The 24,052-nt window shown below is 70.7% G+C and carries 22 protein-coding genes and 2 tRNA genes; 8 read left to right on the forward strand and 16 right to left on the reverse strand.

Going from position 1 to position 24,052, the window contains the following annotated elements; translation table 11 throughout:
* The first annotated feature begins 55 nt into the window (after positions 1 to 55).
* Both CEK69_RS05270 and CEK69_RS05275 read left to right on the forward strand, forming a co-directional pair.
* The gene (locus CEK69_RS05270) at positions 56 to 1,252 is read left to right on the forward strand and encodes a DUF3142 domain-containing protein (RefSeq protein WP_152244294.1); all 1,197 of its coding nucleotides are present in this window, start codon (positions 56 to 58) and stop codon (positions 1,250 to 1,252) included.
* Positions 1,239 to 3,452 (forward strand): hypothetical protein, encoded by a 2,214-nt coding sequence (locus CEK69_RS05275; RefSeq protein ID WP_226975050.1) that lies wholly within the window; start codon positions 1,239 to 1,241, stop codon positions 3,450 to 3,452. The genes CEK69_RS05270 and CEK69_RS05275 overlap by 14 nt, the downstream gene beginning before the upstream one ends.
* A gap of 356 nt (positions 3,453 to 3,808) precedes the next feature.
* On the opposite strand, the gene CEK69_RS05280 is transcribed toward CEK69_RS05275, so the two are convergent.
* A complete protein-coding gene (locus CEK69_RS05280) occupies positions 3,809 to 4,114 on the reverse strand; it encodes a hypothetical protein (RefSeq protein ID WP_017917333.1) in 306 nt (101 codons plus the stop codon).
* A 9-nt stretch (positions 4,115 to 4,123) separates the two neighbouring features.
* Entirely contained in the window at positions 4,124 to 4,588 is a 465-nt protein-coding gene (locus tag CEK69_RS05285) for an STY0301 family protein (protein WP_017917332.1), read from the reverse strand.
* A gap of 237 nt (positions 4,589 to 4,825) precedes the next feature.
* On the opposite strand from CEK69_RS05285, the gene CEK69_RS05290 reads away from it, so the two are divergent.
* Together CEK69_RS05290 and CEK69_RS05295 are read left to right on the forward strand one after the other, a co-directional pair.
* Complete coding sequence (locus tag CEK69_RS05290) at positions 4,826 to 5,008, forward strand: hypothetical protein (RefSeq protein ID WP_192578921.1); 183 nt, start codon at positions 4,826 to 4,828, stop codon at positions 5,006 to 5,008.
* Entirely contained in the window at positions 4,999 to 5,349 is a 351-nt protein-coding gene (locus CEK69_RS05295; protein WP_017912655.1) for a TonB-dependent receptor, read from the forward strand. The genes CEK69_RS05290 and CEK69_RS05295 overlap by 10 nt, the downstream gene beginning before the upstream one ends.
* Positions 5,350 to 5,502: 153 nt before the next feature.
* Here the strand turns inward: CEK69_RS05295 and CEK69_RS05300 are convergent, their stop codons facing one another.
* The gene (locus CEK69_RS05300; protein ID WP_152244296.1) at positions 5,503 to 6,687 is read right to left on the reverse strand and encodes a hypothetical protein; all 1,185 of its coding nucleotides are present in this window, start codon (positions 6,685 to 6,687) and stop codon (positions 5,503 to 5,505) included.
* Positions 6,688 to 7,075: 388 nt separating this feature from the next.
* Here CEK69_RS05300 and CEK69_RS05305 point away from each other — a divergent pair.
* The 4 genes from CEK69_RS05305 (at position 7,076) to CEK69_RS05320 (ending at position 10,918) form a co-directional block, all read left to right on the forward strand.
* Positions 7,076 to 7,149: transfer RNA gene (locus CEK69_RS05305), tRNA-Cys, on the forward strand.
* A 192-nt stretch (positions 7,150 to 7,341) separates the two neighbouring features.
* A complete protein-coding gene (locus CEK69_RS05310) occupies positions 7,342 to 8,631 on the forward strand; it encodes a divalent metal cation transporter (RefSeq protein WP_191091284.1) in 1,290 nt (429 codons plus the stop codon).
* Between the two features lie 147 nt (positions 8,632 to 8,778).
* Positions 8,779 to 9,363 carry an SOS response-associated peptidase family protein gene (locus tag CEK69_RS05315; protein WP_017917329.1) on the forward strand — a complete coding sequence of 195 codons (585 nt, stop codon included), beginning with the start codon at positions 8,779 to 8,781 and terminating at the stop codon, positions 9,361 to 9,363.
* A 223-nt stretch (positions 9,364 to 9,586) separates the two neighbouring features.
* On the forward strand, positions 9,587 to 10,918 hold the full coding sequence (locus CEK69_RS05320) for a sigma-54 dependent transcriptional regulator (protein WP_150408923.1): 1,332 nt from the start codon (positions 9,587 to 9,589) through the stop codon (positions 10,916 to 10,918).
* 77 nt (positions 10,919 to 10,995) lie between these two features.
* On the opposite strand, the gene CEK69_RS05325 is transcribed toward CEK69_RS05320, so the two are convergent.
* The 13 genes from CEK69_RS05325 to pgsA form a co-directional block, all read right to left on the reverse strand.
* Positions 10,996 to 11,775: a TIGR04290 family methyltransferase gene (locus CEK69_RS05325; RefSeq protein WP_017912651.1), complete on the reverse strand. Its 780-nt coding sequence runs from the start codon at positions 11,773 to 11,775 to the stop codon at positions 10,996 to 10,998.
* 31 nt (positions 11,776 to 11,806) lie between these two features.
* Positions 11,807 to 12,079: a hypothetical protein gene (locus CEK69_RS05330; protein WP_017917327.1), complete on the reverse strand. Its 273-nt coding sequence runs from the start codon at positions 12,077 to 12,079 to the stop codon at positions 11,807 to 11,809.
* Positions 12,066 to 13,181 (reverse strand): glycosyltransferase, encoded by a 1,116-nt coding sequence (locus tag CEK69_RS05335; RefSeq protein ID WP_152244298.1) that lies wholly within the window; start codon positions 13,179 to 13,181, stop codon positions 12,066 to 12,068. Before CEK69_RS05335 ends, CEK69_RS05330 begins: the two co-directional genes overlap by 14 nt.
* A complete protein-coding gene (locus tag CEK69_RS05340) occupies positions 13,181 to 14,272 on the reverse strand; it encodes a glycosyltransferase (protein ID WP_193313909.1) in 1,092 nt (363 codons plus the stop codon). The genes CEK69_RS05335 and CEK69_RS05340 overlap by 1 nt, the downstream gene beginning before the upstream one ends.
* Positions 14,265 to 15,389, reverse strand: coding sequence for a glycosyltransferase (locus tag CEK69_RS05345; protein ID WP_152244300.1), 1,125 nt, complete (start codon positions 15,387 to 15,389; stop codon positions 14,265 to 14,267). Before CEK69_RS05345 ends, CEK69_RS05340 begins: the two co-directional genes overlap by 8 nt.
* Positions 15,386 to 16,549, reverse strand: coding sequence for a glycosyltransferase family 4 protein (locus tag CEK69_RS05350; RefSeq protein WP_152244302.1), 1,164 nt, complete (start codon positions 16,547 to 16,549; stop codon positions 15,386 to 15,388). Before CEK69_RS05350 ends, CEK69_RS05345 begins: the two co-directional genes overlap by 4 nt.
* Complete coding sequence (locus CEK69_RS05355; protein WP_017917320.1) at positions 16,539 to 17,552, reverse strand: Gfo/Idh/MocA family oxidoreductase; 1,014 nt, start codon at positions 17,550 to 17,552, stop codon at positions 16,539 to 16,541. Before CEK69_RS05355 ends, CEK69_RS05350 begins: the two co-directional genes overlap by 11 nt.
* Positions 17,549 to 18,511: a zinc-binding dehydrogenase gene (locus CEK69_RS05360; RefSeq protein ID WP_017917319.1), complete on the reverse strand. Its 963-nt coding sequence runs from the start codon at positions 18,509 to 18,511 to the stop codon at positions 17,549 to 17,551. The genes CEK69_RS05355 and CEK69_RS05360 overlap by 4 nt, the downstream gene beginning before the upstream one ends.
* Positions 18,508 to 20,628 (reverse strand): NAD-dependent epimerase/dehydratase family protein, encoded by a 2,121-nt coding sequence (locus tag CEK69_RS05365; RefSeq protein ID WP_017917318.1) that lies wholly within the window; start codon positions 20,626 to 20,628, stop codon positions 18,508 to 18,510. The genes CEK69_RS05360 and CEK69_RS05365 overlap by 4 nt, the downstream gene beginning before the upstream one ends.
* On the reverse strand, positions 20,625 to 21,782 hold the full coding sequence (locus CEK69_RS05370; protein WP_226975051.1) for an NAD-dependent epimerase/dehydratase family protein: 1,158 nt from the start codon (positions 21,780 to 21,782) through the stop codon (positions 20,625 to 20,627). Before CEK69_RS05370 ends, CEK69_RS05365 begins: the two co-directional genes overlap by 4 nt.
* Positions 21,769 to 22,776 carry a UDP-glucuronic acid decarboxylase family protein gene (locus tag CEK69_RS05375; RefSeq protein WP_051067897.1) on the reverse strand — a complete coding sequence of 336 codons (1,008 nt, stop codon included), beginning with the start codon at positions 22,774 to 22,776 and terminating at the stop codon, positions 21,769 to 21,771. The genes CEK69_RS05370 and CEK69_RS05375 overlap by 14 nt, the downstream gene beginning before the upstream one ends.
* 524 nt (positions 22,777 to 23,300) lie before the next feature.
* Positions 23,301 to 23,376 (reverse strand) — tRNA-Gly (locus tag CEK69_RS05380).
* A 36-nt stretch (positions 23,377 to 23,412) separates the two neighbouring features.
* Complete coding sequence (pgsA, locus tag CEK69_RS05385) at positions 23,413 to 24,048, reverse strand: CDP-diacylglycerol--glycerol-3-phosphate 3-phosphatidyltransferase (RefSeq protein WP_152244303.1); 636 nt, start codon at positions 24,046 to 24,048, stop codon at positions 23,413 to 23,415.
* Positions 24,049 to 24,052 lie beyond the last annotated feature (4 nt).

The raw sequence follows: 24,052 nt of genomic DNA on the forward strand, positions 1-24,052 counted from the left end.
GTGCAGTGGCAACGCTGCGGCCGCGTGTGGCCGCGCGTGTCCTGACCCGGCCGTCGTGTCGCTGCGCTGCGCGCTGCTCGGGCTGAGTCTGCTGCTTGGTGGCTGTGCGGCAGCGGCCCCGACGCCGCTGCAACACCAGGTCTACGTCTGGCAGCGGCAATGGAGTGGCGCGCACGCGGTGGCGCTGGCACAGACCCGCGCGGACTTCTCGACGTTGCGCGTACTCGCGCTGCAGGCGCATCCGCGCGCCGGCTGGGGTCCCGCCGCGGTGGATCTGCGGCAGCTCGCCGCCGATGGCCGCCCGGTGATCGCGGTGGTGCGGCTGGACGGGCAATTGCCGCAACTGGACGCGACCCGCATCGACGCCGAGGTGCTGCACGTGGTGCGCACTTGGCGCACCGCCGGCGTGGCACTGCGCGGCGTGGAGATCGACCACGACTGCGCCACCGCGCGGCTGCCCTCCTATGCGGCGCTGCTGCGGCAACTGCGCGGCGCGCTGCCGGCGGACCTGGCGCTGAGCATCACCGCCCTGCCCGCCTGGCTGGACAGTCCGGCACTGACCCCACTGCTGCGCACGGTCGACAGCTCGGTGCTGCAGGTGCATGCAGTGAACGCACCCGCGGCCGGCCTGTTCGATCCGGTGCAGGCGCGACGCTGGGCCGACCGTTACGCCCAGCGCAGCGCCACGCCGTTCTGGCTGGCCCTGCCGGCCTACGGCGTGGCCCTGGTCGACGGCACCGACGCCGACACCGCACCGCTGATCGAAAGCGAGGTGCCGCTGGCGGCGCGCGGCGCACGCCGCGAACTGCGCGTGCCGCCGCAGCAGCTCGCCGCTTTCGTCGATGCGCTGCGCGCCCCCCGCCCGCCACACCTGGCCGGCATCGTCTGGTTCCGCCTGCCGCTGCCGGGCGACCGCCGCGCCTGGCCGCTGGCGACGCTGCAGGCGGTGGTGCACGGACGTCCGTTGCAGGCGGCCGTGCAGGTGCAGGCCAGCGGCACCGGCCCGGTCTACGACCTGACGCTCGCGAACGATGGCACGACCGCCGCCACGCCGCCGCAGCGCGTGGTCCTGCGCGGTAGCGCCTGCGAAGCCGGCGACGCACTCGGCGATTACCGGCTGCAATGGCCGGCACCGTCGCCCCGCTTCGAACGCACTCGCGCATCCCAACCCCTGGCCGCCGGAGAACGCCGTGCGCTCGGCTGGGTCCGCTGCCGCCGCCTGCACACAGGTGCCATCGATGTCCTGCCGTGATCCCCGACCCGCGGCCACGCTTGCCGCCGCGCTGATGCTGCTCCTGCTGCCGCTGGGCGGCGCCCGCGCCTGCGGCCCGGAGTTCCCGTACCGCCTGCTCGACGACCGTGCCGGCGCGCTGGCGCAATTGCCTGAAGGCAGCTTCGCTCGCGAAGTGCAGCGGCTGGGCGCACCGATCGACGGCCTCGGCCGCGCCGGCACGGCGACCCTGCCGCGCTACTGGGACGCCAGCGCGCAGTTCCCGCAGCAGCGCGACGACGTCGAACGCAGGCAAGTGGGCACCGCGCGGTTCGCCCGGATCGAACAACTGCGCGCGCTGGACGATGCGCAGCAGGCCGAACGCGACGGCGCCGACCTGCCACCGGAACTGCGCCTGTACACCGCCGGCGCGGTGGCGTTCGCGCAGGGCCGCTATCCGTCGGCCGCGGACTACTTTCGCCAGGTGCTGGCCCTGCCCGAGGCACAGCGCCGGGCGCGCAGCACGTGGGCCGCCTATTCGCTGGGACGCAGCCTGGCGCTGGCCGCCGACGGCGCGCTGGCCGGCGACGCCGTGGCGCAGCGGCAGGCGTACCGGCAGCAGGCGCGGCAGGCCTTCCAACAGACCCGCACGTTGCGCCTGGCCGGATTCGACGATCCGCTGGAGCTGGGCATCGCCAGCCTCGGCGAGGAGGCGCGCCTGCTGCTCGCCAGCGGCGACTGGAACGGCGCGATCGGCCTGTACGCGGTGCAGGCGGCACAGGGCTCGGACACCGGCATGAGTTCGCTCAAGCAGGTGGCCGCCGATCTCGCCCGCCGCAGCGATGCCGAACTGGCGCCGCTGTTGCGACAGCAGGCGGTGCGGCGGCTGTTGATCGCCCGGCTGCTCAGCGACAGCCACGCCTTCGATGCCGACTCCGGCAGCGTTCTGTCCTCGGCGCGCTTCCTGAACCTGCTGCAGGACGCAGCGGGCGATCCGATGGAAGACGCCGATCGCCTGGCCGCGCTGGCCTATCGCCAGGGCGATTACCCCAGCACCGCGCGCCTGCTCGCACACGCCGGCGACAGCGGCCTGGCCTGGTGGCTGCGCGCCAAGATGGCACTGCGCGACGGCGACGCCGCGCGCGCCGCACAGGCCTACGCGCAGGCATCCCGGCGCTTCCCGCCGAACGAGGACTGGGGCACGCGCCGCAATGGCGACTGGAGCAACGAGACGGTCAAACCGCAGTGCCGCATCGAGGGCGAAGCGGCGATCCTGGCGCTGCAACGCGGCAGCTACGTGGAGGCGTTCGCACAGCTGTACCGCAGCGGCGACCTCTACTGGGAAGACGCCGCCGCGGTCGCCGAGCGCGTCCTCACCGTGCAGGAACTGCAGGACTACGTGGATCGCCACGTGCCCGCCACGCCGCCGGCCGCCGCGAACGCGGCGCCGGAGTATTGGGAACGGACGCCGGCCCTGAAACTGCGTGAACTGCTGGCGCGCCGGCTGATGCGCGACGGCCGCTACGACGATGCGCTGCCCTACTTCGCCCAGCCCGAATTGCGCGAGGCGGCGCGCCGTTATCGCGATGCGCGGCGGCAAGGCACATCGGCCTGGACCGGCATCGGCCGCGCCGAGGGCAATTACCGGGCTGCCCTGATCGCGCGCCGCCAGGGCATGGAACTGCTGGGCTACGAACTGGGGCCGGACAACCGGGTCTACGCCGGCAACTATGCCGAAGCCACGGCGCATGCGCAGCTGCGCCCCGGTGGCCTGATCGCCGCCGCCGAAGCGCAGCGCTGGAACGCCACCGCCGCGCAGCCTTACCGCCGCTACCACTACCGCTGGATCGCCGCCGCCCTGGCCGATCGCGCCGCCGACGACCTGCCCGCACGCAGCCAGGCCTACGCCGCCGTGCTATGCCAGGCGACCGACTGGCTGATCACCCTCGACCCCGCGCAGGCGCGTCGGTCCTACCAGCGCTATGTCGCGCACGGCGCACTCAATCCGGTGCCCGGCAAGGCCTATGTGTTCGGCGTGGACGCCTGCGAGACGCCGGATTTCGAGGGCGCGCGGCGGCGCCTGTGGATCGAGCGCGGCCAGGCCGTACGCCAGTTCGTGCACACGCAACGGCTCGCCCTGGGCGCGGCCGGCCTGGCGCTGCTGGCCGCGGCAGGCTGGCTGGTGCGCCGGCGCATGCAGCGCAAGGCACGCGAGGTCGCAGCGCACACGCCGCAGGACTGAGCCTGCGGCGCGGGTCGGCCGCGATCCGCGCACGAGCGCACTGCTTGCCATCACCGGCGACACCGCCAGGCCCGCGCTGCGCCGCCCTGACCAATCCCCAATCCCGACTCCCCAATCCCCGCCGCCAGGCCAGGTAGGGATCGCCGCCTCTCGCTCGCGTCTTCAACAGGACTTTCCTGTTTACCGCTGGAATCGCGTCGACGCACGCGGCGCCGGCCGCTCCGCCGTCCTGGACGACCGTTCTCCCAATGCAGCACCGCACCACGCGCGACAAGGACGTCACCGCTCGCGGCACGCGCCGCGTGGCGTTCACGTGCCTGCGTCAGTCGCGCAGACACGCGGCCTTGAGACTGCGCTCAGTTCCTGCAGTACCAAGCCAGGCAGGCGATCGCCAGCGCAACCAGGCAGCACAGGCGCACGCTGCGGCGGCGGCTCAGCAGCGCGTGCACGCCCTGCAACAGCACCAGCACCGCCAGCACGCACAGGCCGACCAGCCGCCCGTTGCCGCTGTCCTGGAAATTGGCGGAGGACAACTGCGGATCGGCACCGTCCACCCATGCGTACGGGCGACCGGACACGGCGTACAGCAGCATGCCCAACGCATAACCGCTCCAGGACAGCACCTGCGCGGCGATCGCCACGGCCTTGCGCGCAGCTGCCATCGCGCGGCCTCACTCGCAGACGAACAAGGTGCCGGCAACCGGATCGGCACTGCTCGGACGCAGCGGCTTCGCTTCGCAGCGCGCGACGTCGCCGACACGCCGCGAGACCTGCACCCTGCCGTCAGGCCCGTATCCGCACACCAGATAGAGGCCATGCGGATCGGGCGCATCGAAGCGCCAGACCGACACGCCCGCATCGCCGGGGCGGCGCGCGTCCTCGTTGCTCGGCACCAGCGCAGCCATCTCGCGCGGCGGCCCGGAATAGACATTGCTGGAGAACAGCCGCATCGGCGGCGCGGCGGCGAGATCGACGCGGACATCGGCTGGCACGTCGGGACTCTGCAGCTGTGCCTCGGCGATGCGCAGGCGTTCGGGGCACTGCAGCATCTCCCTGGCCGCGGCGGGCGCAGCGGACACGGCGATGAGCAGCGGCAGCGCGCAGCGCGCCGTGGCGGACATTCCCTTCGACACCATCACACGCTCCCTGTCGACTGCAGGATCGAGACCGGCAAAGACCTCGGCCTTCGCCTCGCACGCCCGGCGGCACAGCCGACCACTGCTGCAGGCCACATCGCCAGGCCGCGCATACGGTGCCTCCGACATCGCCAAAGGTCAACGCGACGACACGACGCGCAGCCGACGTCATCGCGCGCGCTGGCGCCATTCTCTGCGTCCCCCCCCCCGCCTCATCACCCGCAAATGCCGGTCGGCATGACCGCCAACTACGCCTACTACCTGGACGAGGTGAAGGGCAGCACCAGCTGGAACCCGTTCGAAGGCATCCGCTGGCAACCGATCCCGCCCACATCGTTTTGCATGCGCATCGGTCCGCCGCCGCAGCGAAGGAGTCGCCTGATGTCACCCACGTTAGCTGCACACCGACCGTGGAAGTGACCGCCAGCAGCAACCCGCGCGAGCTGGGCAAGCCGCTGTCGGCGGTGTCGCGCCACGCCGCGGCACTGTGGGCCGACTACCGCTTCGACAGCGGCATCCGGCTCGGCCTGGGCGCGCGCTATACCGGCGCCAACCGTGGCGACCTGGACGCCGCACGCGCCGAAGTGCCGGCGTTCACCCTGTTCGACGCGCTGCTCGGCTACGACCGCGACCGCTGGAGCCTGGCCTTGAACGTGCACAATCTCGCCGACAAGACCTACCTCAGCAACTGCGACGCCTACGACAACTGTTACTACGGCGAGCAGCGACGCGTCATGGCCACGGCCACGTATCGCTGGTGAGGCAGCGCGGGCGCGATGGCAGCCTGTGCCATCGCGCCCGCGTCTGCTGCAGGTCGATGCGCAGGCTGCGCCTCGGGTGCCGCTGGCGGCATTGCATGCCAGGCAGACAGGTCTGCCACCGGCAACCGGCGACTGCGGGCGCGACGCAGCCCCTCAATCGCCCGGTTGCGTCGCCCTGAAACCCGCATGCCCGCACGCCGCGTCGTAGGCGTAGTCACCCGCGGCGAGCAGGTGGCGACCGCTGTTGAGATGGGCCGGTGGCGTCTTCAGCGGCCCGCGCCACTGCACGCTGTCCGGCGTCGCCGCCTTGCCGTCGCCGACCGCGAAGGCATAGCCGAATACCGGCTGGCCCTTCGCGTCGACGACGTCGAGCCGCAGTTGGGTCGCGTCAGGCACCACGCGCGTGGGATGGCCGGCGAGGTCCGTGGTGTGTTGCAGACTCTCTGGCGTGGCGGGCGGGACCACCGGGTTGAGCATCATGTAGGACACGCCGGTGTCGGGCAGCAGCTTGCCGCAGACGCGATAGTCGCTGCCGCTGCCCGGGAAACTGGCGCAAGCGGTCGGCGCCTGCCAGTCGCTGGGCACGCCCGCCGTGGCCGCGCCACGCTGCAGCGGCACCATGGCGAACCCCTGCAATGCCGCCTGGCTGACGCCCAGGGTGATACCCCTGGCGCTGACGATGTAGCCGGGGCTCATGCGCTGCTCACGCATCTGCACCAGGTTGAGGAACGGATTGCGCGCGGCGTCGACGCCGCGGTCGTAGCCCACCCCCATCATGCCGAAGTTCGGGGAGATGGTGCTGCAGTTGCGCAGCACCTGCGTGCTGCTGCTCAGCGCGGGGCTGCCGTCGTAGCCGGCGCAGGTAGCCGGCACCTGCGCCAGCGGCTTGGGTTGCTGGGCCACGCTGGCGACATCGCAGGTGCACTGCGCGGCCAGCACGGTGATGCGATCCACGCGCGCCGCGGCGCTCTTGCCGTCGGCGGAGACGCCGAGCCGCATCGGCACGTCCACGTACTTGCCGGGATGGTACTTGCTGTCGCTCGAGTAGAAGATGTGTCCAGGCGTGTTGGACGCGTCCCAGGCGCTGCGCAGCGCGTCGCTCAGCGGCACCACCACGCCGGTGGAGCCGGTATCCACCTCCAGCACCTGGCTGCCGCTGCTGCGGCCATCGGCATCGCTACCGAGCTGCACGCGCACCTGGTAGGCGAATTTCGGCGTGGCCTTGGAGACTAGCGGCAGGTTAACGGTCTGCGACTGCAGCGCGCAGGTCTGCGCGGCGGCGGTGGCGCTCGCGGCCAGGCAAAGCACGGTGCCGCTCCAGCGTGTCCATCGGTTCATGGCGATGTCTCGGTTGGGTGTGGCGTCATGCTAGAGCGCGGCAGCACGGCGATCGTGCGCGAATCGGCGCGAGGCGGCGCTTGTCTACTGCCACCGGCATGGCGCTGTGGTCGGCATTCCAGTCGCGGCGCGGCGCGACGTGCGCATGCAAGGCCCTGCATCCAGCGGCTCGGCAATGCCTGCGCCCCGCGCAGTGCAGGGTTGCCAAGCCGTGGTGCTTGGTACACAATGCAGTCCGTTGCGCGCCGGGCTGATTCAAAAACATCTTTTGAATCAACGCGTTGGACGAGAGCCGCAAGGCAGCGTCCGATTCCCGCGCCAGGGCCCCGGCAGCGGGGCTTTGTTTTTGTCGGGCGCCCAGGGCGTTGCGGCAAGACGTCAGTCCACCGGCCTGGTGGCAGAGTGGTTATGCAGCGGACTGCAAATCCGCGTACGCCGGTTCAATTCCGACCCAGGCCTCCATCTTGTTTCGACGCCACTGGCCGCTTGCTGCGGCCCGTTTGCGTTGGTGGCTTGCGGTGCGATCGCCTGCCCCACGCAGGCGCCGCGATCGCGCTGCACCTGCCCGCCTTCACTTCGCGTACGCAGTACCGCCGACGCCGCATTTAGACCGGCCTGCATAGGGTCGATGTTCCGCCCGACCTGCCGATCGCGATGACCCCACCCGCCGCGCATGCCGAGCCCGCGCCTACCCGGCGGCGCGTGCTGTTCCGTCTGCTGGGGTCCGGCGTGGTCACCGGCGCCGCCGACGACGATCCGTCCGCCATCGGCACCTACGCCAGCGCCGGCGCGCGCTACGGCTTCGCGTTCCTGTGGATCGCGCCGGTGCTGTTGCCGATGATGTACCTGGTGGTCTACCTGTCGGCGAAGCTGGGGCGGGTGACCGGCAAGGGGCTGTTCGCGATCATCCGCGACCGCTATCCGCGCTGGGTGCTGTACCCGGCCGTCGGGTTCGCCTTCGCCGGCAACGTGATCGAAGCGGCGGCCAATCTCGGCGGCATCGGCGCGGCGCTGAACCTGCTGATCCCGCTGCCGGTGCCGGCGATCGTGGTCGCAGCGGCGCTGGCGATCTTCCTGCTGCAATTCTTCGGGTCCTACCGCCTGCTGAAACGGATCTTCCGCTGGCTGGCGCTGGCGCTGTTCGCCTACGTGGCCGCTGCGCTGCTGGCGCGCCCCGACCTGCGCCAGGTGTTGCGCGGCACCTTCGTGCCGTACGCCGAGTTCAGCCGGGAGTATCTGTCGATGATCGTCGCCTGCATCGGCACCTCGTTGTCGGCCTATATCTTCACCTGGCAGTCCAACCAGGAAGTGGAAGAACAGATCGCCGCCGGACGGCGCAGCGTGGCCGCGCGCCAGGGCGCCAGCGCCGGCGAACTGCGCCGCACCCGTCGCGACGTCCTGGTGGGCATGCTGTTCTCCAACATCATCCTGTACTTCATCCTGCTCTCCACCGCCGCCACCCTGCACCGCTCCGGCCAGACCGAGATCGCCACGGCGGCACAGGCCGCGGCCGCGCTGGAGCCGTTGGCCGGGCCCGCGGCCAAGTGGCTGTTCGCGCTGGGCGTGGTCGGGGTGGGCTTCCTGGCGGTCCCGGTGATGACCACCGGCGCCGCCTACGACCTGGTGCAGGGCATCGGCCACAAGGGCAGCCTGCACGCACAGCCGCGCGAGGCGAAGCTGTTCTACGCGACCATCGCGCTGGTCACGGCGATCGCGGTGGGGCTGAACTTCCTCGGCGTCAACCCGATGAAGGCGCTGGTGCTGTCTGGCATCGTGCAAGGCATGACGGTCCCGCCGTTGCTGTTGCTGATGATGCGGATGAGCAACGACCGCACGCTGATGCGCGGCCGCGTCAACAGCCGCCTCACCAACGCGCTCGGCTGGATCACCGTGGCAGTGACCTTCGCCGCCAGCGCCTGCCTGCTGGTCACGCTGCTGCGGTAGGCGCGCAAAAGCTGCGCGACTGAAAAACTTTCGCTGGCGCGCGCCGCTGGCTGCGCGGCGCAGGGCGCACCGACGCGCCGGATGGGAAGAAGAAGATGCTGGCACGCGTCCTGCGTCCACAAGGCATCCGCTTTCGGCCGCACCGCGATGATCCTCAGCTTTCTGCAATCCCGCCTGCCCGCCTGGCCGGTGCAGGATCCCGTCACCGCCGGACGTACCAGCGAGATCGCTGCCGGCCAGCAAGCGCAGATCCTGGTGCTGTGGGGCGGCGAAGTGCGCAACGAGCGCGCCCTGTTCGGGCGCCGCGATGCGCCGCAGGATCCGCTGATCACCAGCGAACGTCGGGAACGCGCCTGGCAGGGCGCGCAGACCGCGGTGTGGGAAACGCAGCGCTGCCTGGTGCCGATCGCCGGCTTCCGCAGCGCCGACGCCGCGCGTGGCGGCCCCTGGATCTGCGAAGACCCGGGTCCGCTGTTCGCCGCCGGGTTGCGCAGCAGCATGCAGACCCAGGAGGGCTTTCATCTCTCCTGCTTCTCCCTGCTCACCGAGGCACCTGCAGTGCCCGCACTGCCGGACGAAGTGCCGGTCCTGATCGGCGCCGACGACGTCATCGAATGGCTGTACCTGGATGGGCAGGACGCATTGCGGCGACTGGATGTCGCGCAGCAGCGGCGCTTCGTCAGCGTCGATGCCCTGCTGCGCGGTCCCTTGCCACCCGAGCGCATGCATTGAGCGCAGCCGCGCGCGGTCGGGAATGTGCCGGATGCCGCAGGCAGGATGCGGCGTCGCGCACAGGCGGTGCTGCAGAGCTGCTCCGTGGATGCGCGCGTTGCACACATTGCTGAAGCGGCCGAATCCGCTTCAGCATGATGAGGGATCGAATCAGGATGTTTTCGCCTTGCGCTCACACATGCGGAGGACGATGGAATGACCTGATTCGCGGAGTACAACCCGCATGACCAAACCCCTGCTTGCGATCGTGGATGGCAACATTTCGTTGTCGGACCATGTGTCCACCTTCTCCCAGCGCCGCGGCCTGGCGCTGACCCGCCTGCCCTCGCTCGAACATGCGCGGCACTGGCTGCAGCAACAACGCGCCGACCTGCTGCTGCTCGACGGCGACGCCGAGCGCGGCGCAGCGATGGACCTGATCAACGGCCTGGCCGGCCGCTCGGACGCGCGCGTGGTGCTGCTGGCCACCGAGGCGCAAATGCCGAAATGGCGCGGGCTGGCCGGCGACAGCGTGCAGCTGCTGCAGCGGCCGCTGCCGTGGACGCAGTTCGACGGCCTGCTCGATCAGATCCTGTGCCGCCTGCCGCCGCGGCGCGGGATGGCACGCTTCGGCCTGGTCGGCGAATGCGCAGCGATCGCGCGCGTGCAGCGCGACATCGCCCGCGTCGCGCCATTGGACATCTCGGTGTTGGTTGCCGGCGAAACCGGCACCGGCAAGGAACTGCTGGCCAAGGCCATCCACGAGGCCAGCGGCCGCAGCGGGCGCCTGGTCGCGGTGAACTGCGGCGCGATTCCGCCGGAACTGCTCGCCAGCCAGTTGTTCGGCCACGAGCGCGGCAGCTTCACCGGCGCCAACCAGCGCCACGCCGGCTATTTCGAACAGGCGCAGGGCGGCACGCTGTTCCTGGACGAGATCGGCGAAATGGCGCCGGAACTGCAGGTGTACCTGCTGCGTTGCCTGGAAACCGGCGCGATCACCCGCGTCGGCAGCGACGCGGAAGTCCGCCTCGACGTGCGCATCGTCGCCGCCACCCACCGCGACCTGCTGGGCGAGGCCAGCACCTTGCGCCGCGACCTGTATTACCGGCTGTCGCAGTACGTCATCGAGTTGCCGCCGCTGCGCGAGCGCGGCGACGACGTGCACCTGATCGCCGACACGCTGCTGGACACGCTCAATCGTCGCTATGGGACCAGCAAGCAGTTCGACACGTTCTCGCGGACCGTGCTGGGACGGCACCGCTGGCCGGGCAACGTGCGCGAACTCTCCAGCGCAGTGACGCGCGGCTATTACCGTGCCGACGGCGAGGTGGTGACCATCGAGCCGCTGCTGCACGGCGAGGTGCCCATGGCGCAAGACGCGCCTTGCCACTGCGGCAACACCGGCGACGCGGTGACGTTCCGCGTGGGCACGCCGCTGAAGCAAATCGAACAGGAGATGCTGGTGCGCACCCTGCGCATCACCGGCGGCGACAAGTCCGCGGCGGCGCGCAGCCTGGGCATCAGCGTGCGCACCATCTACAACCTGATGTCGCGCGGCGACCGTGACGTCAACTGAGCGCGGCAGGGCGCGCCGTCGCGGCGCGCCCTGCCGGGCGATCTGCAGCCACGGCGGTCAGTGCGCGGCCGGGCGGATCAGTCCAGGCCGCAGGCCGCGCGCAGTTCCTCTTCGATCGGTGCGACCTGGCCGGGCGGCCGCTGCTGCGGCCGGCATAGGTAGGTTTCCTCGGCGATGCGCGCGTCCACCGCGAACCCCGCGCTGCGCAGCATGGCTTCCACGCCGGCATGGTTCGGTGCCCACCAGTTGGTGGGATCGTCGGCCAGGCGATGCTCGATGAAGGCCATCTTCGGCCAGCCGGGCTCGCACATGCGCCCGCGCTCTAGCATGCCGATGTCGCGCGGCGCCGGATAGACCTCCTCGCCGGGCATGGTCATGGTCTGCAACACCAGCATGCGGCGACACAGGCGACGCACGATGTCCAGGGCCAGCAGCGGATGCCGCAGGTGGTACAGCACGCCCATCATCCACACCAGGTCGTACTGCTCGGCTTCGCGCGCCAGCGCATACAGCTGCATCTGCCGGAAACGCACGTGGCGCTCCAGCCCGAACTGCGCCGCTGCCCATTGCGCCTGCCGCAGGTAGTGCGGATTCATGTCGATCGCCACCACCTCGGCGCCGCGCCTGGCCAGCTCGAAGCTGTAGAAGCCGGCGTTGCAGCCGATGTCCAGCACCCGCCAACCGCGAAGATCGGCCGGGACATGCGGCGCGATCTGCCGCCACTTGCAGGCCGGGAAATCGCCGTACGGATGCGTCGGCAGGGTCTGCCGGCCATCGGGCAGGTGCAGGTTGTGGAACCACGGCCCCAGCGCCTGCATCGGATCGACCGGGTCGAGGGACGGAACGGCGGATTGCATGGCGGTCTCCCGGGAAGGCGCCGAGCGCGGCTCAGCGGTTGACGAACTTGAAGAAGCGGCTCTGGCTGCCGTCGCTGGTCTTCTCCTGATACAGGAAGGCCAGCTCTTCTTCTTCGAACTTGTCGAAGAAGTCGTCCCAGCTGATTTCTTCCAGCGCCGCATCGTCGCGGAACAGGATGCGCAGCACGCCGGCATCCTCGTCGGCTTCGGTGCCGCGCACGCTGGCCGGACGGCCGCCGCGCGCCTCGGCCCAGCGGCGGATCTCGTCGTGATCGGTGGTGGTCTTGGCGTCATGCGAGGGCATGCGAGGATCTCCTGGCGGAGGTGGATGGCGCCGCGTCGGCGACGCGGTCGAGGGCATCGTGCAGGGCCTGCGCGCGATGCTCGGCGGTGTGTTCGGCGAGCACGCGGCGGCGCCCCGCCTCGCCGATCGCCATGCGCTGCGCTTCCGGCAGCTCGCGGAGCCAGCCCAGTACGTCGGCCGCACGCCGTGCGATCAGGATTTCCCTGCCAGGCGCGAACAGCGTTTCCAGGCCTTCCCAGGGATCGGAGATGATCGGCGTGGCGCAGGCCGCCGCTTCGAACAGGCGCACGCTGGGCGACCAGCCGGCCAGCACCATGTCGGCACGGGTCAGATTGAGGGTGAAGCGCTGCTGGTTGTAGAAGTCCATATGCTGCGCCGGCGGCAGGTGCGCGCAGCGCTGCACGTTGTCCGGCCAGACGATGTGCGGCGGATACAGCGGACCGGCGATCACGAAGCGGCCCTGCGGCCAGGCCAGCGCCGGCTGCAGCAACAGCCGCTCCAGCGGCGGCTGGCGGTCGTCGCTGTAGGTGCCCATGTAGCCCAGGTCGTAACGATGCGCCTGCGGCTGCGGCCGGTATTGCTCCGGATCGAACGCGCAGTACAGCGGCACCGCGCGCGGCGCGCCGTAGACGCGTTCCAAGCGTTGCAGGGTCGGGCCGCCGGTGAAGGACAGATACAGGTCATAGTGCGGAATCAGCGCCGGCGACAGGTAGGCGCAGTCGCCGCGCTGCAGCGCCGTCAGGGTCACCGGGGTGTCGATGTCGTAGAACGCGACCACGCCGCGCGCGGTCTGCTGCACCCACGTGCCCACGGCGATGCCGTTGGGCACGTAGGAACCCACGATCACCAGGTCCGCCGCGGCGATCGCGGCGGCGTGCCGATCCTGCAGTTCCTCGAGGCTGGCATACAGCACCGGCGCGCACGGCAACTGCGCCGGCGGATCCTGGTGCTCGGCGTACCAAGGCACGTCGCGCTCCAGGAACAGCACGCGGTCGCCGCGCGCCTGCAGCGCGGCGATCAGTCCGCGGTAGGTGGTGGCATGGCCGTTGCCCCAGGACGAGCGCAGGCTCAGGCCGAGGATGACGATATCGCGCGCGGCCATCACGCCGCCTCCCGCTGCCGCGCGTCCAGCAAGGCTTCCACCTCGCGCGCACGGTGCGTGTAGGTGTGGTCGCGCAACAGGCGTTGCCGTGCCCGCGCGCCAATCGCCTGCGCCTGCGCGGCGTCGATGCGTTGCAGGTAATGCGCCACCTGCTCGCTGTCGTGCGCGACCAGCACCTCGCGCTGCGGTTCGAGGAACGCCTCGATCCCTTCCCAGGCATCGACGATCAGGCAGGCGCCGGCGCCGGCCGCCTCGAACACCCGCGTCGGCGGCGACCAGCCGAAGCGCGCCATGCTGTCGCGGTTGACGTTGAGCACCATGCGCACGCTGCAGTTGAAGGCGTTGTGGTCGCGCGTGGACACGTGGCCGAGCGTGCGCACGTTGTCCGGCAGGTCTGCGTCCCAACCGCTGCCGCCGAGCAGGAATCTCGCGTCAGGCAGGCGCCGCGCCGGTTCCAGGAAGAACTGCCGCACCCGCGCCTCGCGGTCCGGCAGGCGGTTGCCGAGGAAGCCCAGGTCGGCGGCAAAATCCCGCTGCGCCGGCGACGGATGGTGGCTCGAGGGGTCCAGCGCGTTGTAGATCGGCACGCATTCGGCCGCGCCCAGTGCGCGATAGGCGGAGACCACGCGCGGCCCGCCGCCGTAGGTCAGCACCAGGTCGTAGCGCGGGATCTGCGCGCGGAACGGATCGCCCGCATCGGCCTGCACCCGCTCCAGCGTCGCCGGCGCGTCCACGTCCCAGAACAGCACCTGGGTGCGCGGCGAGCGCAGGCCCAGCACTTCGCGCTCCAGGAACGCATCGAACACGCCGACGCCGCTGGCCTTGACCACCACGTCGGCGCCGCGCGCCTGCTCCAGCGCGCGCGCCGCATCGGCCTCGGCGGCCCCGGGATACACGGTGACCTGCGCCCACTCCGGATCGTCGATGTCGCGGTGCTGCTGGCGCCCGAACGCATCGGGCTCGAAGAAGTGGATGCGGTGGCCGCGCTGCGCCAGTGCATGCAACAGGCCCCGGTAGTAGGTGGCCGCCCCGTTCCAATACGAGGACACCACGCTGGAACCGAAGAAGGCGATCTGCAACGGGCTAGGCATGACTGAGGCTCCGGTGGTCGTGGTGCGCGGCGGGCGCGTCGAGTTCGGCGAGGACCGCCAGCAGTTCGTCGACGCGGTGCGCGCAACTGTGGCGGGTGCGGATGGTGTGCAGACCTTGCATGCGCAGCGCCGCGGCCAGCTCGGCGTCGTGCAGCACGTCGTGCAGGTGGCGCTGCATCTGCTCACCGTCGCGCGCCACCAGGTAGTCGCGGCCGGGCGCGAACAACTGTTCGGCGTCCTCCCACGGCGCGCACACCAGCGGAATGCCGCAGGCCAGCGCCTCGAACACGCGGATCGTGGGGATGCCGGGCAACGCGCGCACGTACGGCCGCCGCGGCACGTGCACGGTGACGCGGAAATGCGCGAACGCCTGCGGCGCGCGGTGGTTGGGCAGCCAGCCGGCATAGTCGATGCCGGCCTCGGCCAGCGCCTGCAGGGCCTGCGGCGGATAGCGCACACCGTGGATGCGCGCGCGCAGGCGCAGCCGTCGTACCGGCTGGATCAGGAACGTGTCCAGTTCCTGCGCGCGCTCGTCGTCGCCCCAGTTGCCGATCCACAGCAGGTCGCCCTGCTGCGCCTGCCCGAGTTGCGGCTGGAACACGCGCAGATCCGCCGCTTCGTGCCAGGTCCATACGCGCCGGCTCCAGCCGTGGCGCAGATACTGTTGGCGCACCGCCTCGCCGAAGGCGAGCACGCCGTCGTAGTCGGACAGATCGAACCGCGCCATCTCGTCGGGGGCGCTGACCGAGCGGTGGTGGGTGTCGTGGAACAGCACGCGGCAGCCGACAGGCGCTTCGCGGCCGATCCGCGCGATCAGCTCGGGCGCGTTCCACTCGTGCACCAGCACCACGTCGGCACCGTCCAGCACCTGCGCCAGATCCAGTGTGGCCAGGTCGTAGCGCGTGCTGCGCAGCTGCGGAAAGGCGTCCGCGAAGGCCTGCAACGGCGCCTCGCCCTCCTCCGCCTGCAGTTGCGCGCGGCTCCAGCTGTCGTGCGGCTCGTACACCGCCACCGCATGCCCGCGCGCCTGCAGGTCGGCGACGATCCCGCGCAGGAAATGCGCATTGCCGTGGTTCCAGTCCGACACCAGCGAGTGATAGAACAGCACGAAGTTCATGCACCGACTCCGATCGAGGAGAACATGGGGACCGGCGGGCCGGCCCGTCCGGTCACGCGCGGCGTGCCGCGATGCGCGATCAGCGCCCGATAGCGCTGGCGATAGGCCGCGGCCATGGCAGTGGCGGTGTAGCGGCGCGCCTGCGCGACCGCGCGCCGGGCCATGCGCTGACGCAGCAGCGGATCGCCGATCAGGCGCTGCAACTGCGCCGTCAGCGCCCGTGCGTCGTCCGGCGCGACGTACAGCGCCGCATCGCCCCAGACCTCGCGCAGGCTGGGGATGTCGCCCAGTACCAGGGCGCAGCCGGCCTGCGCCGCTTCCAGCGCCGACAGCCCGAACGGTTCGTAGCGCGCCGGCAGCGCATACACGCTGGCGCGGGCCATCCAGCGGCGCAGACGCGACGGCGGCAGCTGGCCCAGTCGCAGCGCCGACGCAATCGCTGCGGTGCCGCCGTCCGGATGCGCCGCTTCGCCGGCAATGCGCAGCGCCCAGGGCAGCTGCGGCGCCACCGCGGCCAGCGTCCGCAGATTCTTCGCCTCGTCCCACAGCCGTCCTGCCGCCAGCACCAGGGGCTGCTTGGCGCTGGCCGGCACCGGCCGCGACAGCGGCGCGGTGCCATTGGCAATCACGCTGCACGGCACGTCCAGCGGATACTGCGCGCGCAGTGCCGCCAGCATCGCCTGGGTCGGCGCGGCCACGTGATCGGCCGCCGCCAGGCCCGCGGCGACCGTGGCGCGGTAGTGATCCCACTCCGGCGGCAGCGCCTCGCCGCGCACCGCCTGCCACCAGGAGCCGACGCAGGAATGGGCGGTCATCAGCACCGGCGCAGGCCACGCCAGGGCGCCGTGCGCATAGTCGTTCAGATGCACAACGTCCGGACGCACCTGCGCCGCCAGTGCCTGCAGCCAGCGCCCGGCCGAGGACACATCGGCCCAGGGATCGTCCATCCACAGCAGCCGGTAGCCGCTGGCATGCAGGCGCAGTCCCTGGATCGCCGCGGCCTCGCGCCACTGCGCCGGCGTGGGGGTCGCGCCCATCGTCGCCAGTTCCACGCGATCGCCCTGCGCGGTCAGCACCCGGCACAGGCTCAGCGCGTACTGCCACACGCCGCCGACGGTGTCGGCGGTCATCAGGATCCGCAGCGGGCGCTCAGCGTCCATAGAGCGCATCCACGGTGCGGGCGACCTCGAGCAGATGCAGCGCCGCCGGGTCGAAGCCGGGGTCGGTGGCCAGGCGCTCGGCCCAGTCCAGCAAGGCGCGCCCGCCCCAGGCGTCCGGTGGCGAAGCCAGGCGCTCGCACCGCGTGCCGTCGAAGCGGTCCACGGTGAAGTCGAAGAACGAGCCGTCGACATTGCGCAGTGCCGCGCCGCCACCGGTGCCGTACACGTTGGCCTGGATCACCGCGTCGCAACCGGCCGGCAGCCGCCACGAGCAGGCCATGCGCACGCTGGCGCCGTTGTCCATGCGCCACTGTGCGCTGGCGTAGTCCTCCACCTGCCGCACCGGCCGGGTCAGCGGCCGGCCTTGCGCGTAGAGCGCCGCCTGCAGCTCGTGATGGCCGCCGCTGCCGGTCAGCCACATCGCCAGGTCCAGCAGATGGATGCCCAGGTCCATCACGCAGCCGCCGCCGGAACGGGCGATGTCGTAGAACCAGTCCTTGTCCGGGCCGTAGGCGTTGTGGAACAGCAGGTCGATCGCGAACACCTCGCCCAATGCGCCCTGCGCGATCTGCTCGCGCAGCGTCGCCATGCCCTTGGCGAAGCGGTAGCTGAAATCCACCGCGAGCAGGCGGTCGTGGCGTTGCGCCAGCGCCAGCACCTGCTCGGCTTCGGCGGCGGTGCGGGTCAGCGGCTTCTGGCAGAACACCGCCAGGCCGCGCTGCAAGGCCGCGGCGGCCTGCGCCGCGTGCGCGCCACTGGGCGTGGCGATGACCAGGCCGTCCAGGTCCTCGCGCGCCAGCAGCGCCTCCAGGTCGGGCAGCAGGTCGGCGGCCGGTGCGTCCTGGCGTGCGTCGTGCAGCGCCGTCGCGCTGGCATCGGCGATCGCCACCACCTCGCCGAGCCCGCTGTCGGCCAGGGCGCGCATGCGCGCGCGGCCGATCCAGCCGACCCCGAGGAAGCCCAGCCGTGGCGCGCGCCAGCGCGGTTGCGCGTACGCGTTCATGCCAGCACCACGGCTTTGAGGAACCCATCCGGGCGCGCGTCCATTGCCGCGAATGCCTGCGGCAACTGGTCCAGCGCGTAGCGATGGGTCAACAGCGGGAACGGATCCAGACGCCCGTCGGCGACCGCCTCCACCGCCTCCTGCAAGCCGCGCAACGCCACCCGCGGATCGCGTTCGTGCGCGTTGACCACGTCCAGGCCGCGCCAGTTCCACTGCTGCATGTCGACCTGGCGCGGGCCGTCCTGGTGGTAGCCGGCGATGACCAGGCGCCCGCCCTCGCCGCACAGCGCGCTGGCGATATCCAGGGTGACCTGCTCGCCTGCGGCCTCGATCACCCGCAGGCAGCCGCTGCCGCCGGTGAGTTCGTGCACCGCACCGATCGCCGCGTAGCGATCCTCGGTGGCCAGCGTGGCGCTGGCGCCGCACTGGCGCGCGACCTGCAGGGCGTAGTCGCGCCGCGACAGCGCGATCACCTGCGCACCCAGGCCGGTGGCCAACTGGATCAACAGCGCGCCGATGAAGCCCACTCCGACCACCGCCACGGTCTGGCCGGGGCGGATGTCGCTGCGGCGCAGGATGTTCATCGCACAGGCCAGCGGCTCGCCAGGCAGGTCGCGGCCGTCCAGCGCCGGCGGCAACCGCACCAGCGCATCGGTCTCGGCCAGGTCGTACTCGGCGTAGGCCCGGCCGGACAATAGCGCGACTCGGTCGCCCGGCGCCCAGCCCTGCACCTCGGCACCGACCGCGTCGATCTCGCCCCAGCCTTCGTGGCCCGGCGCACCGGGTTCGAACGGATAGGCGAACCAGGGCCGGCCGGCCCACACCGGCAGATTGGACGCGCACACGCCGCAGCCCTGCAGGCGCACCCGCACTTGCTGCGGGGCGGGTTCGGGACGCGACTGGCGCTGCGTGACGATGCGGCCCGGGCCTTCGAACACGGCGGCATGCATGCTGTTCATGCGGCGTGGATCCTCCGTTGCGGTGGGGAAACAGGTGCGGCGCGCTCGGCCTGCGTGTGCAGCCAGCGGTGCAGCCGGGCGATGCCGGCCTCGGCGCCGACGCGAGGTGACCAGCCGGTGGCCGCGGCGAAGGCGCGGGTGTCGGAGACGTAATAACGCTGGTCGCCGACCCGCGGCGCCGCGTGCGCCAGTTCCAGGCGATGGCCGACCAGCGACTCGATCCGGCGCAGCACCTCGCGCAGGCTGGCGGCGTTGGCGGGGCCGCCGCCCATGTTGAACGCCCGCCCGGACAGCCGCGGCATCTGCGCCTGGCATTGCAGGAACGCCTCGACCAGGTCGTCCACGAACAACAGATCGCGGACCTGGCGGCCATCGCCGTATACGGTGATCGGCTGCCCCTGCAGCGCGCGGATCAGGAAATGCGCGACCCAGCCCTGGTCTTCGTTGCCGCATTGGTGCGGGCCGTAGATGCAGCTCATCCGCAGCACCACCGCCTGCAGGCCGAAGCTGCGCGCATAGTCCAGCACGTACTGGTCGGCACCGCCCTTGGAGCAGCCGTAGGGGCTGTGGAAATCCAGCGCGCGGCGCTCGTCGATGCCGCGCGCGCGCAGCAGCGGATCGCTCGGCTGGTAGCGCTGCGCGTCGGCTTCCAGCGCGACGTCGTCCAGCGCGCCATAGACCTTGTTGGTGGAGGTGAACAGCAGCGGCGGCGGGCGCCGCGCGCCGCGGATCGCCTCGAGCACGTTGAAGGTGCCGCGCAGGTTGACCTCGAAGTCGTGCGACGGATCCTCCAGGCTGGAGGTCACCGCCACCTGCGCGGCCAGGTGGAACACCTGCGCCGCCTGCGCCACTGCATCGCCGAGCAGATGCCGATCGCGCACGTCGCCCACTTCCACCTGCAGACGCTCGCCGGGATAGTGGCGACGCAGCCACTGCAGGTTGTGCTCCACGCCCGGGCGCGACAGGTTGTCGTAGACGATGACCCGGCGTCCGCTGTCGAGCAGGCGCGCGGCCAGATTGGTGCCGATGAAGCCGGCGCCGCCGGTGATCAGCACCGCATCCTGCCCACGCGACCGCGGCAGGGTGTGGATCGGCGCGTGCGCGTCGGCGCGTGGCGCGACCGTCGGCGCCGGCGCGAGGTCCGGGCGCGGCGCGCGCGACAGGTTGGCGCCGTGCTCGTGGTGCAGCGACGCCAGCGCCTGGATGCCGTCGTAGCCCTGCTCGGCCCACAGCCGGTACAGCAGCTTGGCGCGGCCGCGCTCGTCGCGCAGGCCGAAGTGATAGTGGCGCTCGTCCTCGTGGAAACCGTCCTGGTGGCTGATGCTGCCGTGCAGGTCGCGCGCGGCATACCAGTACAGCCGCTCCACCGGCGCATCCAGGGTCTCGCGCAACTGCCGTACCTGCTCGATCTCGTCATGCCGCCAGGTCGAATACCCGGTCTCGCTGAGCCAGACCTGCGGCTGCAGACCGTGCGCGGCCAGCACCGCGCGGACGTCGCCGAGCACCTCCGCCCACGGCCGGCGGCGGAAATCCCAGGTGCCGGGAAAGCCGTGCACGCCGACCGCGTCGATGTGCGCCAGCGCCCCACGCTGCGCCATCAGCGCCAGCCAGTTCGGATCGGTCGGGCACATGCCGCCGAGCAGGGTCTTCTTGCCCAACTGGTGCGCCCAGTGCGCGGCCTGGCCGATCATCTCGGCGAAGCGCTGCCAGTCGTGGTCCAGGTGCCAGTCCCAGTCGTTGAGGTTGTTCGGCTCGTTCCACAGTTCGATCCACTCGAAGCCGGCGCCGAAGCGACCCACCACCTGGTCGATGAAATCGGCGAAGGCCTTGCTGTCGCGCGGCGGCGACGCCGTGCGCGGCTCCAGCCCCAGCGATGGCGGGGTGTAGCAGAAGCACGGCAGCACCTCGCAGTGGGCGCTCAGCAGCGGCATCAGCCAGGCGTACCAGCGCTCGCCTTCGGCGGTGTGCCAGTCGGCCCAGGAGAACTGGGTGCGCAGCCGGCGCACGCCGAGCTCGCGCATGTCGCGCAACAGCGCATGCACCGCATCCTCGTCGCCGATGCGCAACCATTCGATCAGGCCGATCTCGGCCAGCCGTTCGCGTGCCTGTGCGCTCATCCCTGCAACCCCCGCCGCGCCAGCTCGGCATTGGCCGCCTCCACGCCGTCGGCGGCGGTCTGCTCGCGCAGCCACTCCACCAGTTCTTCCAGGCCCTGCTGCAGGTCCACCTGCGGCGCATAGCCGATGCGTTCGCGGGCCAGCGCGATATCGGCGAAGCAGTGGCGGATGTCGCCGACCCGGTAGTTGCCGGAGACCTGCGGCGGCAGATCGTCGATGCCCATCGCCGCGGCGATGCGCTGCCCCACTTCGTTGATGCTGACCGCCTGGCCGCTGCCGACGTTGAGCGCCAGGCCGGCGGCGCTTTCGCATTCGTAGGCCAGGCGGCAGGCGCGCGCGACGTCGCTGACATGGACGAAATCGCGGCGTTGCGCACCGTCCTCGAAGATCACCGGCGGTTTGCGGTTGAGCAACCGCGCCGCGAAGATCGCCAGCACACCGGTGTAGGGATTGGACAGCGCCTGGCGCGTGCCGTAGATGTTGAAGAAGCGCAACGCGGTGGTCGGGATCGCATACGCCTGGCCGACGATCAGGCACAGGCGTTCCTGGTCCAGCTTGGACAGCGCGTACACCGAGGAAGGTTCGGCCGGCTTGCGTTCGTCGGTCGGCACCGGCTGCAGCGGGCGCCCGTCCACGCTCGGCTCCCACTGCGCGCGGCGCAGTTGCGCCAGCGGGCGCTCGCGCACCGGCACCGGCGTGCCGTCGGCATCGACGTAGGCGCCCTCGCCGTAGATGCTCATGCTCGACGCCACCACCAGCCGCTGCACCGGCCGCTCCACCAGCGCTTCCAGCAGCACCGCGGTGCCGAGATTGTTGGTATGGGTGTAGTGCGCGATCTGGTACATGCTCTGGCCGACGCCGACTGCCGCGGCGAGGTGAAACACCCCGTCCACATCGCGCAGCGCAAGCCGTACCGCCACCGGATCGCAGACGTCGCCGACCATCAGCTCCACGTCCTCCGCGAGATACGCCGGTCGCGCGGCCTGCATGCCGTGCACCTGCGCGCACAGGTTGTCCAGCACCCGCACCCGGTAGCCGTGGGCAAGCAGTTCGTCGGCCAGATGCGAGCCGACGAAGCCGGCGCCACCGGTGATCAGCACGCGCTTGCCGGCCTGCTCGCGGCTGGCGCTGCTCCTGAGTTCATGCACAGTCACGTTCCACCTCCAGGTCCGGGATGTCGTGCAGATGCGCCTGGAACCAGGCGATGGTGCTGCGCAGGCCCTCGTCCAGCGCCACCCGCGGTTCCCAGCCGAGCTCGCGCCGCGCCAGGCCGATGTCCGGACAACGCCGGGTCGGATCGTCCTTGGGGATGGGCCGGCGCACGATGCGCGAGGACGAGCCGGTCAGCGCGAGGATGCGCTGCGCCAGTTCGGCCACGGTGATCTCGTGCGGGTTGCCGAGGTTGACCGGACCGGTCCAGCCACGCGGGCTGCGCATCAGTTGCACGATGCCCTCGACCAGATCGGAGACGTAGCAGAACGAGCGGGTCTGGCTGCCGTCGCCGTACAGGGTCAGCGGTTGCCCGCGCAGCGCCTGCACGATCAGGTTGGACACCACCCGGCCGTCGTCGTTGCGCATGCGCGGCCCGTAGGTGTTGAAGATGCGCCCGACCTTGATGTCGGTGGCATACAGGCGGTGATAGTCGAAGAACGCCGCTTCGGCGCAGCGCTTGCCCTCGTCGTAGCAGGCGCGCGGGCCGATCGGGCTGACCGCGCCGCGATAGTCCTCGCGCTGCGGATGCACTTCCGGCTCGCCGTAGACCTCGCTGGTGGAGGCCTGGAAGATGGTCGCGCCATTGCTGCGCGCCACCTCCAACAGGTTGATCGCACCTTCCAGGCAGGTCTGCAGGGTATGCAGCGGACGCGCTTGGTAATGCACCGGCGAAGCGCAGCAGGCCAGGTTGAACACCCAGTCGACCTTGGCCTGATACGGCTGCACTACGTCGTGGGCGACGAAGCGGAAACGCGGACGCGCCAGCAGGTGCGCGATGTTGTCCAGCGAACCGGTCAGCAGGTTGTCCAGCACGGTGACGTCGTAACCGTCGTCCAGCAGACGCTCGCACAGATGCGCGCCGACGAAGCCGGCACCGCCGGCGACCAACGCGCGCGGTGGCGCTTGGGTGGTAGGGGAAGGAATTGCGCCATCCATCATCGACTCCTCGCAGAGGCCGGGCGTCATCGCCTGGCGTGGGAGACTCAGCGCAAATCGCGTGCCAAGTACCGGCGAAACCGCAGCGCAATGCGGCGGACGGCGTCGCTGCGCGCGATGCCGCGGACGTTTCGGCGACGGCCTGTCCCGTTCTGTGACCGACGCGTACGCAATGCGTGCATGCGCGCGTGGGCGTGACGTGAAGTCAGCCGCGCGCCTGCAAGGCGCGAAGGAAAAAATTGCCGGGCTGGGGCCGCGTCAGCGCGTAACCTGCGCCAGCGGCGCGGCCCATGCTGCAACGGTCGCGAATGCTCGGCCAACGGGGCCGCAGTGAGGGAGGCGGGACGTTCTCGCCTCCGCGCGACTGGCACGACAATCGGGACGGCGCATCCGCACCGGCGATGCGCCATGCCCCGGGTCAGGCGAGCGCCGTGGCTTCGGCCGGCATGCGGGCATGAAAAAAGGGCCGAAGCCCTTTTTCGGACATCCTGTGCATCTGCACTGGATGTCGGTACTGCTGAATGTGGAGCGGGAAACGAGACTCGAACTCGCGACCTCAACCTTGGCAAGGTTGCGCTCTACCAACTGAGCTATTCCCGCTTGAGGCCGCGAATTCTACCGGGACCACGCAGCCTGTCAACCGTTGCCTTCGATTTTTTTCGCGTTCTTTTCCGCCATCGCCGCGCGCTCGTCGTCGCGCAGGCTCGGCCAGGCCGCATGCAGGTACTGGATGCCCGACAACAGGGTCAGGATCGACGCGATCGCCAGGGTCCAGTCGCCGATGTGGAAGATGAACAAGCCCATCCACACGCTCTCCGGCGGCGAGCCATCGGGCATCACCGAGTACAGCAGGCACAGCAGCGCCACCATCTGCGCGGTGGTCTTGATCTTGCCGATCATCGCCACCCGCACCTTGGCGCGCTGGCCGATCTCGGCCATCCATTCGCGCAGCGCCGACACGGCGATTTCGCGGCCGACGATCACCGCCGCCCAGAACGCCATCCACGGCGTCGGGTGGCCCTGCACGATCAGGAACAGCGCCACCGCCACCATCAGCTTGTCGGCCACCGGATCCAGGAACGCACCGAACGCGGAGTACTGGTGGTAGCGCCGCGCCACCCAGCCGTCCAGCCAGTCGGTGAACGCGGCCAGGCCGAAGATCGCCGCCGAGGCGAAGTTGGTCCAGGTGTACGGCAGATAGAACACCAGCACCAGCACGGGGATCATCACGATCCGCAGCAGCGTGAGCCAGGTGGGGATGGTCAACTTCATTGCG

This window comes from Xanthomonas sp. LMG 12462 (assembly GCF_009192885.1).
GTDB classification, from domain to species: domain Bacteria; phylum Pseudomonadota; class Gammaproteobacteria; order Xanthomonadales; family Xanthomonadaceae; genus Xanthomonas_A; species Xanthomonas_A sontii.